The sequence below is a fragment of the Streptomyces sp. Q2 genome (genome assembly GCF_056820935.1).
In genome coordinates, this window is sequence record NZ_JBXEJE010000011.1 from 112,613 (window position 1) to 127,511 (window position 14,899).

Sequence of the window (14,899 nt, forward strand, 5' to 3'; positions counted from 1 at the left end):
GGGCGGCCACCCCGGAAGGTGACCGCCCCTCGACTCAACCTGCGCGCCTACTACTGGTTGTACGGACCGTAGTCGTAGTCCTCCAGCGGAACGGCCTGGCCGGAGCCGGTGCCGAACGGCGAGTAGTCGATGTCGTCGTAGCCGACGGCCGAGTACATCGCGGCCTTGGCCTCCTCGGTCGGCTCGACCCGGATGTTGCGGTAGCGGGACAGGCCCGTACCGGCCGGGATGAGCTTACCGATGATGACGTTCTCCTTGAGGCCGATCAGGGAGTCGGACTTGGCGTTGATCGCCGCGTCCGTCAGAACCCTGGTCGTCTCCTGGAAGGACGCCGCCGACAGCCACGACTCGGTCGCCAGCGAGGCCTTGGTGATACCCATCAGCTGCGGACGACCGGAAGCCGGGTGACCGCCCTCCTGGACCACACGACGGTTCTCGGTCTCGAACTTCGACCGCTCGACCAGCTCACCGGGCAGCAGCTCGGCGTCGCCGGACTCGATGATCGTCACGCGGCGCAGCATCTGCCGGATGATGATCTCGATGTGCTTGTCGTGGATCGACACACCCTGCGAGTTGTAGACCTTCTGGACCTCGCCGACCAGGTGGACCTGGACGGCACGCTGGCCCAGGATGCGCAGCACGTCGTGCGGGTTGGTGGCACCCACGGTGAGCTTCTGGCCCACCTCGACGTGCTCGCCCTCGCTGACCAGGAGTCGGGCACGCTTCGAGATCGGGAACGCCGTCTCGTCGCTGCCGTCGTCCGGGGTGACGACGATCTTCTTGGTCTTCTCGGTCTCCTCGATCCGCACGCGGCCCTGGGCCTCGGAGATCGGGGCGACACCCTTGGGCGTACGAGCCTCGAAGAGCTCGACGACACGGGGCAGACCCTGGGTGATGTCGTCACCGGCCACACCACCGGTGTGGAAGGTACGCATCGTCAGCTGGGTACCGGGCTCACCGATGGACTGGGCGGCGATGATGCCGACCGCCTCACCGATGTCGACCAGCTTGCCGGTGGCCAGCGAACGGCCGTAGCACATGGCGCAGGTGCCGACGTGCGACTCGCAGGTCAGGATCGAACGGGTCTTGACCTCCTCGACGCCGTGGTGCACCAGCTGGTCGATCAGGACATCGCCGAGGTCGACGTTGGCCGGCGCGATCACCTTGCCGTCGATGACGACGTCCTCGGCGAGCATGCGGGCGTAGACGCTGGTCTCGACGTCCTCCGTCTTGCGCAGCACGCCGTCGGCGCCACGCGTGGCGATCTTCAGCTTCAGGCCGCGCTCGGTGCCGCAGTCCTCCTCGCGGATGATGACGTCCTGCGAGACGTCCACCAGACGACGGGTCAGGTAACCCGAGTCGGCGGTACGCAGGGCGGTGTCCGCCAGACCCTTACGGGCACCGTGCGTGGAGATGAAGTACTCCAGCACGGACAGGCCCTCACGGAAGGACGCCTTGATCGGACGCGGGATGGTCTCGTTCTTCGCGTTCGACACCAGACCGCGCATACCGGCGATCTGCCGCATCTGCATCATGTTTCCTCGGGCACCCGAGTCAACCATCATGAAGATGGGGTTCGTCTTGGGGAAGTTCTCGTTCATCGCCTCGGCGACCTCGTTGGTCGCCTTGGTCCAGATCGCGATGAGCTCCTGCGTGCGCTCTTCCTTGGTGATCAGACCGCGCTCGTACTGCTTCTGGACCTTCTCGTCCAGCGCCTCGAAGCCCTTGACGATCTCCTTCTTCGCCTCGGGAACGACGATGTCGGAGATGGCCACGGTGACGCCGGAACGGGTCGCCCAGAAGAAGCCGGCCGCCTTCAGGTTGTCGAGCGTCGCCGCCACGATGACCTTGGGGTAGCGCTCGGCGAGGTCGTTGACGATCTCGGAGAGCTGCTTCTTGCCCACCGAGTAGTCGACGAACGGGTAGTCCTCGGGCAGCAGCTCGTTGAAGAGCGCACGGCCCAGGGTCGTCCGCAGCCGGAAGGTGTCACCCTGCTGCCACTCGGGCTCGCCCTCCTCGCGCGCCGGCGGCATCCAGCCGCGCGGCGGGATGGTGCCCACCGGGAAGCGGATGTCGATGGGCGACTGCAGCGCGAGCTCGCCGGCGTCGAACGCCATGATCGCCTCGGCCGTGGAGCCGAAGGACCGGCCCTCGCCCTTGGTGTCACGCAGTTCGCCGTCGGTGGTGAGGAAGAACAGACCGAGGACCATGTCCTGGGTCGGCATCGTCACCGGACGGCCGTCGGCGGGCTTGAGGATGTTGTTCGAGGACAGCATCAGGATGCGGGCCTCGGCCTGCGCCTCCGCGGACAGCGGAAGGTGCACGGCCATCTGGTCACCGTCGAAGTCCGCGTTGAACGCGGTGCAGACGAGCGGGTGGATCTGGATGGCCTTGCCCTCGACCAGCTGCGGCTCGAAGGCCTGGATGCCGAGGCGGTGCAGGGTGGGAGCACGGTTCAGCAGAACCGGGTGCTCGGCGATGACCTCTTCGAGGACGTCGTACACGACCGTGCGGCCGCGCTCCACCATGCGCTTGGCGCTCTTGATGTTCTGCGCGTGGTTCAGGTCGACCAGGCGCTTCATCACGAACGGCTTGAAGAGCTCCAGCGCCATCGCCTTCGGCAGACCGCACTGGTGCAGCTTCAGCTGCGGACCGACGACGATCACGGAACGCGCGGAGTAGTCCACGCGCTTGCCGAGCAGGTTCTGACGGAATCGACCCTGCTTGCCCTTCAGCATGTCGCTGAGGGACTTCAGCGGGCGGTTGCCGGGACCGGTGACCGGGCGACCACGACGACCGTTGTCGAAGAGGGCGTCCACGGCCTCCTGGAGCATGCGCTTCTCGTTGTTCACGATGATCTCGGGCGCACCGAGGTCGAGAAGGCGCTTCAGGCGGTTGTTGCGGTTGATCACACGGCGGTACAGGTCGTTCAGGTCGGAGGTCGCGAAGCGGCCACCGTCCAGCTGCACCATCGGGCGAAGGTCCGGCGGGATGACCGGGACGCAGTCGAGGACCATGCCCTTGGGGCTGTTGGAGGTCTGCAGGAAGGCAGACACGACCTTCAGCCGCTTCAGGGCGCGGGTCTTCTTCTGGCCCTTGCCGGTGCGGATGATCTCGCGAAGCCGCTCGGCCTCTTCGTCCAGGTCGAAGGACTCCAGGCGCTTCTGCAGCGCCGCGGCACCCATCGAACCGTCGAAGTACGTGCCGAAGCGGTCACGCAGCTCGCGGTAGAGGAGTTCGTCGCCCTCGAGGTCCTGGACCTTGAGGTTCTTGAACCGGGTCCACACCTCGTCCAGACGGTCGATCTCGCGCTGCGAACGGTCACGCAGCTGCTTCATCTCCCGCTCGGCACCTTCGCGCACCTTGCGGCGTACGTCGGCCTTGGCACCCTCGGCCTCGAGCTCGGCCAGGTCGGTCTCGAGCTTCTTGGCGCGGGCCTCCAGGTCGGAGTCCCGGCGGTTCTCGATCTGCTGCCGTTCGACGGAGACGTGCGCCTCCAGGGAGGGCAGGTCGCGGGTGCGGCGCTCCTCGTCGACGTACGTGATCATGTACGCCGCGAAGTAGATGACCTTCTCCAGGTCCTTCGGGGCGAGGTCGAGCAGGTAGCCCAGCCGCGACGGGACGCCCTTGAAGTACCAGATGTGCGTCACGGGAGCGGCGAGCTCGATGTGGCCCATCCGCTCACGACGCACCTTGGCGCGCGTGACCTCCACGCCGCAGCGCTCACAGATGATGCCCTTGAAGCGGACGCGCTTGTACTTCCCGCAGTAGCACTCCCAGTCCCGGGTCGGACCGAAGATCTTCTCGCAGAAGAGTCCGTCCTTTTCCGGCTTGAGCGTGCGGTAGTTGATCGTCTCGGGCTTCTTGACCTCGCCGTGGCTCCACTGACGGATGTCGTCAGCGGTGGCCAGACCGATCCGGAGCTCGTCGAAGAAGTTGACGTCGAGCACTATGCGTCAATCCCTCTCAGGGTTGTAAGTCATGGGGTCTGATACGGGGGTCCTGGGGCCGGAGGCCTTCATGGCGAAGGCCTCCGAACTCCCGTCAGACCTCTTCGACGCTGCTCGGCTCACGCCGGGACAGGTCGATGCCAAGCTCCTCCGCAGCGCGGAAGACGTCCTCGTCGGTGTCGCGCATCTCGATGGACATGCCGTCCGAGGACAGCACCTCCACGTTGAGGCACAGGGACTGCATCTCCTTGATGAGCACCTTGAAGGACTCAGGGATGCCGGGCTCGGGAATGTTCTCGCCCTTGACGATGGCCTCGTAGACCTTCACGCGGCCGGTGACGTCGTCGGACTTGATGGTCAGCAGCTCCTGGAGGGCGTACGCGGCGCCATAAGCCTCCAGCGCCCACACCTCCATCTCACCGAAGCGCTGGCCACCGAACTGGGCCTTACCACCCAGCGGCTGCTGGGTGATCATCGAGTACGGACCGGTCGACCGGGCGTGCAGCTTGTCGTCGACCAGGTGGTGGAGCTTGAGGATGTACATGTAACCGACCGAGATCGGCTCCGGGAACGGCTCGCCGGAGCGGCCGTCGAACATCCTCGCCTTGCCGGTCGGCTGCACCATGCGCTCGCCGTCGCGGTTCGGGATGGTGTGCTGCAGCAGACCCGCGAGCTCGTCCTCGCGCGCACCGTCGAAGACGGGGGTGGCGACGTTCGTGCCCGGGTCGACCTGGTCGGCGCCGATGACCTGCAGGCGCTTCGCCCAGTCCTCGCCGAGCCCGGAGACGTCCCAGCCACGGCTGGCGAGCCAGCCGAGGTGGATCTCCAGCACCTGTCCCGGGTTCATTCGGGACGGCACACCCAGCGGGTTCAGGATGATGTCGACCGGCGTCCCGTCCTCGAGGAACGGCATGTCCTCGATGGGCAGGATCTTGGAGATGACGCCCTTGTTGCCGTGACGGCCGGCGAGCTTGTCACCGTCGGTGATCTTTCGCTTCTGCGCCACGTACACGCGCACCAGCTGGTTCACACCGGGGGGAAGCTCGTCGCCCTCCTCGCGGTCGAAGACGCGGACGCCGATGACCTTGCCGATCTCGCCGTGCGGCACCTTCAGCGAGGTGTCGCGCACCTCGCGCGCCTTCTCACCGAAGATCGCGCGGAGCAGGCGCTCCTCCGGGGTCAGCTCGGTCTCACCCTTGGGCGTGACCTTGCCGACCAGGATGTCGCCGGCGACGACCTCGGCACCGATACGGATGATGCCGCGCTCGTCGAGGTCGGCGAGGACCTCCTCGGAGACGTTCGGGATGTCCCGGGTGATCTCCTCCGGGCCGAGCTTGGTGTCACGGGCGTCGACCTCGTGCTCCTCGATGTGGATCGAGGAGAGGACGTCGTCCTGCACGAGGCGCTGCGACAGGATGATCGCGTCCTCGTAGTTGTGACCCTCCCACGGCATGAACGCCACGAGCAGGTTCTTGCCCAGCGCCATCTCGCCGTTCTCGGTGGCCGGACCGTCGGCCAGGACCTGGCCCTCGATGATCCGGTCGCCCTCGTTGACGATGACCTTCTGGTTGACCGAGGTGCCCTGGTTGGAACGGGCGAACTTGGCCAGGCGGTACGTGATGTACGTGCCGTCGTCGTTGGCGGTGGTGATGTAGTCCGCGGAGACCTCCTGGACCACACCCGCCTTCTCGGCCTTGACCACGTCGCCGGCGTCGACCGCGGAGCGGTACTCCATGCCGGTGCCGACGAGCGGGGACTCGCTCTTGATGAGCGGCACGGCCTGACGCATCATGTTCGCGCCCATGAGGGCACGGTTGGCGTCGTCGTGCTCGAGGAACGGGATCATGGCGGTCGCGACCGACACCATCTGGCGCGGCGAGACGTCCATGTAGTCCACGTCGTCACCGGGGACGTAGTCGACCTCGCCGCCACGACGGCGGACCAGGACGCGGTTCTCGGTGAAACGCATGTCGTCATTGAGCGTGGCGTTGGCCTGCGCGATGACGAATCGGTCCTCTTCGTCGGCCGTGAGGTAGTCGACCTCGTCGGTGACGATTCCGTCGGTGACCCGGCGGTACGGCGTCTCGACGAAGCCGAACGCGTTGACCCGGCCGTAGGAGGCGAGCGAGCCGATCAGGCCGATGTTCGGGCCTTCGGGGGTCTCGATCGGGCACATGCGGCCGTAGTGGGACGGGTGCACGTCACGGACCTCGAAGCCGGCCCGCTCACGGGAGAGACCACCCGGGCCAAGAGCCGACAGACGGCGCTTGTGGGTGAGACCCGACAGCGGGTTGTTCTGGTCCATGAACTGCGACAGCTGGCTGGTGCCGAAGAACTCCTTGATGGAGGCGACGACCGGCCGGATGTTGATCAGGGTCTGCGGCGTGATCGCCTCGACGTCCTGGGTCGTCATGCGCTCGCGGACGACTCGCTCCATACGCGCCAGACCCGTACGGACCTGGTTCTGGATGAGCTCGCCGACGCTGCGCAGACGACGGTTGCCGAAGTGGTCGATGTCGTCGGTCTCGACGACGATCGTCGTGCCGTTGTCAGCGGCCGTCTCGGTCTCGCCGGCGTGCAGCTTCACCAGGTACTTGATCGTCGAGATGACGTCCTCGACGGTCAGGACACCCGCGTTCAGCGGAGCGTCCCCACCCAGCTTCTTGTTGACCTTGTAGCGGCCGACCTTGGCCAGGTCGTAGCGCTTGGGGTTGAAGTAGAGGTTCTCGAGCAGGGTCTGCGCGGCCTCACGCGTCGGGGGCTCGCCCGGACGCAGCTTGCGGTAGATGTCGAGCAGCGCGTCGTCCTGGCCCTGGGTGTGGTCCTTCTCCAGGGTGGCGCGCATGGACTCGTACTCGCCGAACTCCTCGAGGATCTGCTCGGTGGTCCAGCCGAGAGCCTTGAGCAGGACGGTGACGGACTGCTTGCGCTTGCGGTCGATGCGTACACCGACCATGTCGCGCTTGTCGATCTCCATCTCCAGCCAGGCACCCCGGGACGGGATGATCTTGGCGGAGAAGATGTCCTTGTCGGACGTCTTGTCGATGGAGGAGTCGAAGTAGACGCCGGGCGAGCGGACCAGCTGCGACACCACGACACGCTCGGTGCCGTTGATGACGAAGGTGCCCTTGCCGGTCATGAGCGGGAAGTCGCCCATGAAGACCGTCTGGGACTTGATCTCGCCGGTCTCGTTGTTGGTGAACTCGGCGGTGACGAAGAGCGGGGCCGCGTACGTGAAGTCGCGGTCCTTGCACTCGTCGATGCTGTTCTTCGGCGGCTCGAAACGGTGGTCGCGGAACGTCAGCGACATCGACCCGGAGAAGTCCTCGATCGGGGAGATCTCCTCGAAGATCTCCTCCAGACCGGACTTGGTGGGGACGTCCTGACCGGACTCCAGAGCCGCCTCGACACGAGCCTTCCACGCGTCGTTGCCGAGCAGCCAGTCGAAGCTCTCGGTTTGCAGCGCAAGAAGGTTCGGAACCTCGAGGGGCTCCTTGATCTTTGCAAAGGAGATGCGCAGCGGGGCGGTGCTGGCGCCGTTGTTCGTATTCGCGGTCGAGGCAGTGCGCGAGGCGGCCAAGAGGGGGTCCTTCCGAGGGCTCGGACTCACTACGCGCGTACCGGTCCCTCTCCCGCACACAGACACAGACGTTTTCTTCTCCAGCTCAAAGGGCCGGTTCGGATTCGGTCTGTTCGTCGGTGCTCGAGTGAGGGTATGCCCCTGGTGACGGGCAGGAGGCAGCTAACAGGCAGCGCAAAGGGTCAGTGTAGCCACTTGGCACACTGATGTCCAGTTCGGGTTTTTGAGACCCTCGTTGTTCTCAACACCTTCGGCAAGCCCACGTCCTCAACGCACGTTGATACTGCCCTCTTCGTCGCCGATCCATGCCTCGGATTCGGATCCTTGTGACGACGCGTCCTGAGAATTGCGCGCTGCGTGCGGTTCGTCAAGGCCCTCCTTGCCCGAACCGGGTGCTGCGCTCGTCACGTGCAGCCTGCACCGGGGGCGCCCGGAGACACGACGAAGATCACCATACTCCGCACGAACCTCGGTGCAAGGCAGCCGCCGCCCGGCACCTCGAACGCCGAAGAGCGACCACCCGGATGGATGATCGCTCTTCGGTGCGTCAGCGTTACAGCCCTTCCAGAGGAACTGTGTCAGCCGGCAGGAGAGTCCCGTGGACTCTCTGGGGTCACTTGACCTCGACGGAGGCGCCGGCGCCCTTGAGGGACTCGGCAGCCTTCTCGGCGGCCTCCTTGGCGACCTTCTCGAGGACGGGCTTCGGAGCGCCGTCCACGAGGTCCTTGGCCTCCTTCAGGCCCAGGGAGGTCAGCTCACGCACGACCTTGATGACCTGGATCTTCTTCTCGCCGGCGCCGGTGAGGATGACGTCGAACTCGTCCTGCTCCTCGACAGCCTCGGCGGCGGCGGCCGGACCGGCCGGACCGGCGACGGCGACCGCGGCGGCGGCGGTGACGTCGAACTTCTCCTCGAACGCCTTCACGAACTCGGAGAGCTCGATGAGGGTCATCTCCTCGAACTGCGCGAGCAGGTCTTCCTGGCTGAGCTTCGCCATGATGGGCGATCCTTCCACTTTTTCGGCTGGTGCCGTGATGTACATGTCTGGCGGGCGTACGTTCGGCCCGCTACGACCACCGCTTCAGACGGGCTGCCTCAGGCGGCGGTCACTGCGCGAGCCGAATTACTCGGCACCGCCCTGCTCGTCCTGCTTGGCGCGAAGAGCGTCCACGGTGCGGACGAGCTTCGACGGGAGCGCCTGGAAGACCTGAGCAGCCTGAGTCTGCTTGCCCTTGAAGGCACCCGCCAGCTTGGAGAGCAGAACCTCGCGGGACTCGAGGTCCGCAAGCTTCTTGATCTCGTCGGCGGACAGCGCCTTGCCGTCAAGGACACCGCCCTTGATGACGAGGTTCGGGTTGTCCTTGGCGAAGTCACGAAGACCCTTCGCCGACTCCACCGGGTCACCGGTGACGAAGGCAACTGCCGTCGGACCGTTGAACAGGTCGTCGAGCGTCGAGATCCCGGCCTCGTTGGCCGCAATCTTGGTCAGCGTGTTCTTCACCACGGCGTACTGGGCGTTCTCACCGAGCGAACGACGCAGCGTCTTGAGCTGCGCCACGGTGAGACCCCGGTACTCGGTCAGCACGGCAGCGTTCGAGCTGCGGAACTGCTCCGCGAGCTCGGCCACCGCGGCAGCCTTGTCGGGCCTTGCCATAGAGCGTCGGCCTCCTTCCGGGTGATGAGGACCGCTCAGAAGGGGCTGGGACAAACGAAACGCCCCGGCGCAGGCGCACGGGGCGTAGCTCTACCGGACATTCGCAGCGTGAGCAGCGATCTCCGGGAGCACATCCACATTCACCTACGCGGGTCGTCCGCAGTTCAGCGGATCCTTCGGCCACCGCACCCTCTTACGAGCACACGGCAACGACCAGCGGTCTTTGGCTTCCTCAGGAGAGTACGCGACCGGATCGCCGTCGAGCAAATCCGGTCGTACGGGGCTCGGCTCGAGGAACTCACGGGGCCGGGCTGCCGCCCTGTGTCCCCAGCAGTTCCCTGAAGTCCTTGGTGTCGTCGGCCGGAGGCCTCTGTACGGAGACCCGGGCGCCGTAGTCGCTGTAGTACGCGGTCTGGGTCAGCTCGCCGGTGGCCATCCGGCCCTTCTCGACCTTCTTGACCAGCAGGTCCCGGTCGTCGACCCAGATGTCGACGGTCTGCGTGGTGACGCCGGCCCCTTCGAGCTGCTCTCTCAGCTCCGCGTCGGCGACGTCGCTCACCTGGACCGTGCCGGAGTAGTGCGTGGCGGCCTGCCCGCCCACCATCTCCACACCGACTCTGCGCACGTCCCCGGAGTGCAGGAGCAGCTTCACCGACTGGTTCGGCGTGGTGTTGCGCATCTGGTCCGCGAAGTTCACGCCACCGCCGCCGAGAGCCTCGAGATCCTCGTACACGTACTTGAGCCAGTGCTTGCCGTCGGCCTTCTCGGCGAAGGCGTCGCTCATCCGCGCGTAGTAGGCGTCGGACAGATAGCGGGCCTCCATCGACGTGATGCCGAGACCGCGCATCGTCTCGGCCGTCGTCCCGCCGGTGTACGTGATGGTGAGGATGCCGGTGAGAGCACGGCCCCAGTGGAGGGCGCCGTCGGCCTCGATGGACAGCTGGCTGCCCATGACGGTCGTCGAGCGCACCCTGGCCGACTCCGCACGGTCGGTGGACCGCTCGGCGGAGCGAAGGGCCGGGAGGAACTCGGCGGTCGCCCGACGGTCCTCCTCGGGCTTCGCGGGAGGCTCGGAGGAAGTACAGGCGGTCACCGCGGTCAGCGCGGTCGCCGACGCGACCGCGAGGGCGACGCGGCGCCCCTTCGTGCACTTCATACGTTCCCCCGTGCCATTGCCGTGTCCGCACGCTAACCCAGGGCACGACCCCCGGACACAGGAACGGGCCCCGCACCGTGAGGTGCGGGGCCCGTCGCCGACTGGGCGATCCGGCAGGCTCGGCCTGATCAGACAGCAGCCGGGTCCTCCTCGACGAGGAGGTTGCGGGTGCGGTTCGGGTCGACCGGAATGCCGGGGCCGATCGTGGTGCTGATCGCGGCCTTCTTGATGTAGCGGCCCTTGGCGGCGGACGGCTTCAGACGAAGGATCTCGTCCAGGGCCGCGCCGTAGTTCTCCACCAGCTGGGTGTCGTCGAAGGACGCCTTGCCGATGATGAAGTGCAGGTTCGAGTGCTTGTCGACGCGGAACTCGATCTTGCCGCCCTTGATCTCGTTGACGGCCTTGACGACGTCAGGAGTCACGGTGCCGGTCTTCGGGTTCGGCATCAGACCACGCGGGCCGAGGACACGGCCCAGGCGGCCGACCTTGCCCATGAGGTCCGGGGTGGCGACGACGGCGTCGAAGTCCAGACGGCCCTTCGACACCTCGTCGATGAGCTCGTCGGCGCCGACGATGTCGGCGCCCGCGGCACGAGCGGCCTCGGCACGGTCACCGGTCGCGAAGACCAGGACCCGGGCGGTCTTACCGGTGCCGTGCGGGAGGTTCACGGTGCCACGGACCATCTGGTCGGCCTTGCGCGGGTCGACACCCAGACGGAAGGCGACCTCGACGGTGCCGTCGAACTTGCTGGTGGAGGTCTCCTTGGCGAGACGGACGGCCTCGAGCGGGGCGTAGAACTTGTCCCGGTCGATCTTGGCGTCCGCAGCGCGGAGAGACTTGCTGCGCTTGCTCACTACTGCTCCTGAGTGTTCTTGAGGAGTCGTGGTGCGGGCCGAGCAGGCCCTGCCACTACTACTGGGAGATTGGGGCTCAGCCCTCGACCGTGACGCCCATGGAACGCGCGGTACCGGCGATGATCTTCGCGGCGGCGTCCAGGTCGTTGGCGTTGAGGTCGGGAAGCTTGGTCGTGGCGATCTCGCGGACCTGCGCCTGGGTGATCTTGGCGACCTTGGTCTTGTGCGGCTCGCCGGAGCCCTTCTCGATGCCCGCGGCCTTGAGGATCATCTTGGCGGCCGGCGGCGTCTTGGTGATGAAGGTGAAGGAACGGTCCTCGTAGACCGTGATCTCCACCGGGATCACCCAGCCACGCTGCGACTCGGTCGCGGCGTTGTACGCCTTGCAGAACTCCATGATGTTGACGCCGTGCTGACCCAGCGCGGGGCCGACCGGCGGAGCCGGGTTGGCGGCACCGGCCTGGATCTGGAGCTTGATGAGCCCCGTGACCTTCTTCTTCTTGGGAGGCATAGCTCTCCGGGTCCTTTCGATTCGGGTCTACCTCCACCCGGGTCGCGTCCCAGATGAAGGCATACCGCACAACGATAACGGGTATAGATGCGCGGCCAAAAACCGAGCAGGTCAGAAGGGCTTTCGACAGCCCCTCTGACCTGCTCGGACGCGGTGGGTCCAGGGAGAACCAGCTGGAGAAGCTAGTTCTTCTGGATCTGGTCGAACGACAGCTCGACCGGTGTCTCGCGGCCGAAGATCTCGACGAGACCCTTGACCTTCTTCGAGTCGGGGTTGATCTCGTTGATGGTCGCCTGCAGCGTGGCGAACGGGCCGTCGGTGACGGTGACCGAGTCGCCGACCTCGAAGTCCAGCACCTGGACCTCGACCTTGCGCTGCGGAGCGGGCTTGCCCTCGGCCTCGGCGGCCTCGCGGGCGGCCTTCTCCTCGGCCTCCGGGGCGAGCATCTTGACGATCTCGTCCAGGGTCAGCGGGTACGGGTCGTAGGCGTTGCCCACGAAGCCGGTGACGCCTGGGGTGTTGCGGACGACGCCCCAGGACTCGTTCGTCAGGTCCATGCGCACCAGGACGTAGCCGGGGAGCTTGTTCTGACGGACGGTCTTGCGCTCGCCGTTCTTGATCTGCGCGACCTCTTCCTGCGGCACCTCGGCCTGGAAGATGAAGTCCTCGACGTTCAGCGAGACGGCACGCTGCTCGAGGTTGGTCTTCACGCGGTTCTCGTAACCGGCGTAGGTGTGGATGACGTACCACTCGCCGGGGAGGGTGCGCAGTTCCTCGCGCAGGGCGGCGACGGGGTCGACCGGCTCGGCCGGCTCCTCCTCGACGTCCTCTTCCTCTTCCGCGACGGCCTCGTCCTCGTCGGACTCAGCGGACTCGTCCTCAGCCGACTCGGCAGCTTCGGCGGTCTCGTCCTCGTCCTCGACGTTTACGGCGGCTTCCTCGGCGGGCTCACCCAGCTCGGCTTCCGCAGCCTCGAACTCGTCCGCCTCGTCCGCGCCCTCGACGATGTCGAGTTCGTCATCCACGGACTGGTCCGGCTCGACGGCCTCGTTCAGGTTCGGGTCAGACACGGTGGCTGCTTCTTCCTGGATACATGGGGGTGGAACACGCGAAAGGGGCGCCGGTGACGGCGCCCTTCGCTCTTGGCTCAGCCAAAGACGTACTTGGCGGCGTGGTCGAGCCCATAGTCAATCACGGTGACCAAGCCGATCATGATGACGACGAAGACGATCACGACGGTCGTGTACGTCGTCAGCTGGTTACGCGTCGGCCACACGACCTTGCGAAGCTCAGCGACAATCTGGCGGTAGAAGAGAGCGAGGCGCTTCAGCGGGCCCTTCTTGGCACGCTTTCCGCCCTTACGAGTCTTCTTCTGGGACTCCGGCGCCTCGTCCTGGGCATCAGGCATGTCGATGGAGCCCACGGCGTCCGTCACTCGTCCTCACCTGATTCCGGGTCGTGGCCGTGCCGCGCCCGGTCTGAGCCGCACGGCGATGCATTGCTGTACGTACATGCGCACACATCCTGGCGAAGGAGTGTGTAGCAGGGCCGGAGGGACTTGAACCCCCAACCGCTGGTTTTGGAGACCAGTGCTCTACCAATTGAGCTACGACCCTTTGTGTGTTCCCCAACAACGTACCGCATCCGACCGAGTGCTTGGTGTGCACCGATTGAGCGCAGGCCGCTGATGGCCAACGAGGTGAGAGTGTACGTGTTCTGTGCCTCGTCGTCGAACAGAAAGCGCCCGTAAAGGCCCTGCCGACGGAAGAACGGCGGAAGATCGACTGAAGATCGCCCTGGCCGTGGCGGGGATCCGGATGGGTGTCCTGGGGTTTGCCCGCACATGTTCAGTCTGTGAAACCCGCGTGCCGGGGTCGTTTCCGGTCTGAAACGATGGGCCCCATGAGCCCTGCAACCCCTCCCACCGAGCGCCGGGTCTCCGCCCGAGTCGGCGCGATCTCCGAGTCCGCCACCCTCGCCGTGGACGCCAAGGCCAAGGCCCTGAAGGCGGCCGGTCGGCCGGTGATCGGCTTCGGCGCCGGTGAGCCCGACTTCCCGACCCCGGACTACATCGTCGAGGCGGCCGTCGAGGCCTGCAAGAACCCCAAGTACCACCGCTACACGCCGGCCGGTGGTCTTCCCGAGCTGAAGGCCGCGATCGCCGCGAAGACGCTGCGCGACTCGAACTACGAGGTCGACCCGGCGCAGATCCTCGTCACCAATGGCGGAAAGCAGGCCATCTACGAAGCCTTCGCCGCGATCCTCGACCCGGGCGACGAGGTCATCGTCCCGGCGCCGTACTGGACGACGTACCCGGAGTCGATCCGGCTGGCCGGCGGTGTGCCGGTCGACGTCGTCGCGGACGAGACGACCGGTTACCGCGTCAGCGTGGAGCAGCTGGAGGCGGCCCGCACCGAGAAGACGAAGGTCGTCCTCTTCGTCTCCCCCTCCAACCCGACCGGCGCGGTCTACAGCGCCGAGGACGCCGAGGCGATCGGCCGCTGGGCCGTCGAGCACGGCCTGTGGGTGATGACGGACGAGATCTACGAGCACCTGGTCTACGGCGACGCGACGTTCACCTCCCTGCCCGCGATCCTGCCGGAGCTGCGGGACAAGTGCGTCGTCGTCAACGGTGTCGCCAAGACGTACGCCATGACGGGCTGGCGGGTCGGCTGGATCATCGGCCCGAAGGACGTCGTGAAGGCGGCGACGAACCTCCAGTCGCACGCCACGTCGAACGTGTCGAACGTGGCGCAGGTCGCGGCCCTGGCCGCCGTGTCGGGTGGACTGGACGCCGTCGCGACGATGCGGGAGGCCTTCGACCGCCGGCGCAAGACGATCGTGCGGATGCTCAACGAGATCGACGGCGTCGTCTGCCCCGAGCCCGAGGGCGCCTTCTACGCGTACCCCTCGGTGAAGGGCCTGCTCGGCAGGGAGATCCGCGGCAAGCGCCCGCAGGACACGGTCGAGCTGGCCGCGCTGATCCTTGAGGAGGCCGAGGTCGCGGTCGTCCCGGGCGAGGCCTTCGGCACGCCGGGCTATCTGCGGCTGTCGTACGCCCTCGGGGACGAGGACCTCGTCGAGGGTGTCTCGCGGATCCAGAAGCTGCTGGCCGAGGCTCGGGACTGAGTCACTCAGTCACTCAGTCACTCAGTCACTGAGTCACTCGGTCACTGAGTCACTCGGTCATCGAG

Annotated in this window: 10 protein-coding genes and 1 tRNA gene; 1 reads left to right on the forward strand and 10 read right to left on the reverse strand. The window is 66.3% G+C overall.

Translation table 11 applies throughout. The features are described from left to right. Positions 1 to 50 precede the first annotated feature (50 nt). The 10 genes from ACWBNA_RS14245 to ACWBNA_RS14290 form a co-directional block, all read right to left on the reverse strand. A complete protein-coding gene (locus tag ACWBNA_RS14245) occupies positions 51 to 3,950 on the reverse strand; it encodes a DNA-directed RNA polymerase subunit beta' (RefSeq protein ID WP_482704693.1) in 3,900 nt (1,299 codons plus the stop codon). 94 nt (positions 3,951 to 4,044) lie between these two features. After that, on the reverse strand, positions 4,045 to 7,530 hold the full coding sequence (rpoB, locus tag ACWBNA_RS14250) for a DNA-directed RNA polymerase subunit beta (protein WP_482704694.1): 3,486 nt from the start codon (positions 7,528 to 7,530) through the stop codon (positions 4,045 to 4,047). Between the two features lie 613 nt (positions 7,531 to 8,143). Next, positions 8,144 to 8,527 (reverse strand): 50S ribosomal protein L7/L12, encoded by a 384-nt coding sequence (rplL, locus tag ACWBNA_RS14255; RefSeq protein WP_389096399.1) that lies wholly within the window; start codon positions 8,525 to 8,527, stop codon positions 8,144 to 8,146. Positions 8,528 to 8,653: 126 nt separating this feature from the next. Continuing rightward, positions 8,654 to 9,184, reverse strand: a complete 531-nt coding sequence (gene rplJ / locus ACWBNA_RS14260) for a 50S ribosomal protein L10 (RefSeq protein WP_030039746.1) — start codon at positions 9,182 to 9,184, stop codon at positions 8,654 to 8,656. Between the two features lie 298 nt (positions 9,185 to 9,482). Then, on the reverse strand, positions 9,483 to 10,340 hold the full coding sequence (locus ACWBNA_RS14265; RefSeq protein WP_482704695.1) for an SCO4651 family lipoprotein: 858 nt from the start codon (positions 10,338 to 10,340) through the stop codon (positions 9,483 to 9,485). 128 nt (positions 10,341 to 10,468) lie between these two features. Continuing rightward, complete coding sequence (rplA, locus tag ACWBNA_RS14270; protein WP_266435148.1) at positions 10,469 to 11,194, reverse strand: 50S ribosomal protein L1; 726 nt, start codon at positions 11,192 to 11,194, stop codon at positions 10,469 to 10,471. Positions 11,195 to 11,270: 76 nt separating this feature from the next. Further along, positions 11,271 to 11,705, reverse strand: coding sequence for a 50S ribosomal protein L11 (gene rplK / locus ACWBNA_RS14275; protein ID WP_020135826.1), 435 nt, complete (start codon positions 11,703 to 11,705; stop codon positions 11,271 to 11,273). A 182-nt stretch (positions 11,706 to 11,887) separates the two neighbouring features. Further along, positions 11,888 to 12,775 carry a transcription termination/antitermination protein NusG gene (nusG, locus tag ACWBNA_RS14280; protein ID WP_482704696.1) on the reverse strand — a complete coding sequence of 296 codons (888 nt, stop codon included), beginning with the start codon at positions 12,773 to 12,775 and terminating at the stop codon, positions 11,888 to 11,890. 77 nt (positions 12,776 to 12,852) lie between these two features. Continuing rightward, on the reverse strand, positions 12,853 to 13,140 hold the full coding sequence (gene secE / locus ACWBNA_RS14285) for a preprotein translocase subunit SecE (protein ID WP_482704697.1): 288 nt from the start codon (positions 13,138 to 13,140) through the stop codon (positions 12,853 to 12,855). Between the two features lie 108 nt (positions 13,141 to 13,248). Next, positions 13,249 to 13,321 (reverse strand) — tRNA-Trp (locus ACWBNA_RS14290). 286 nt (positions 13,322 to 13,607) lie between these two features. Between ACWBNA_RS14290 and ACWBNA_RS14295 the strand changes: the two genes are divergently transcribed. After that, positions 13,608 to 14,834, forward strand: coding sequence for a pyridoxal phosphate-dependent aminotransferase (locus tag ACWBNA_RS14295; protein ID WP_482704698.1), 1,227 nt, complete (start codon positions 13,608 to 13,610; stop codon positions 14,832 to 14,834). Positions 14,835 to 14,899 lie beyond the last annotated feature (65 nt).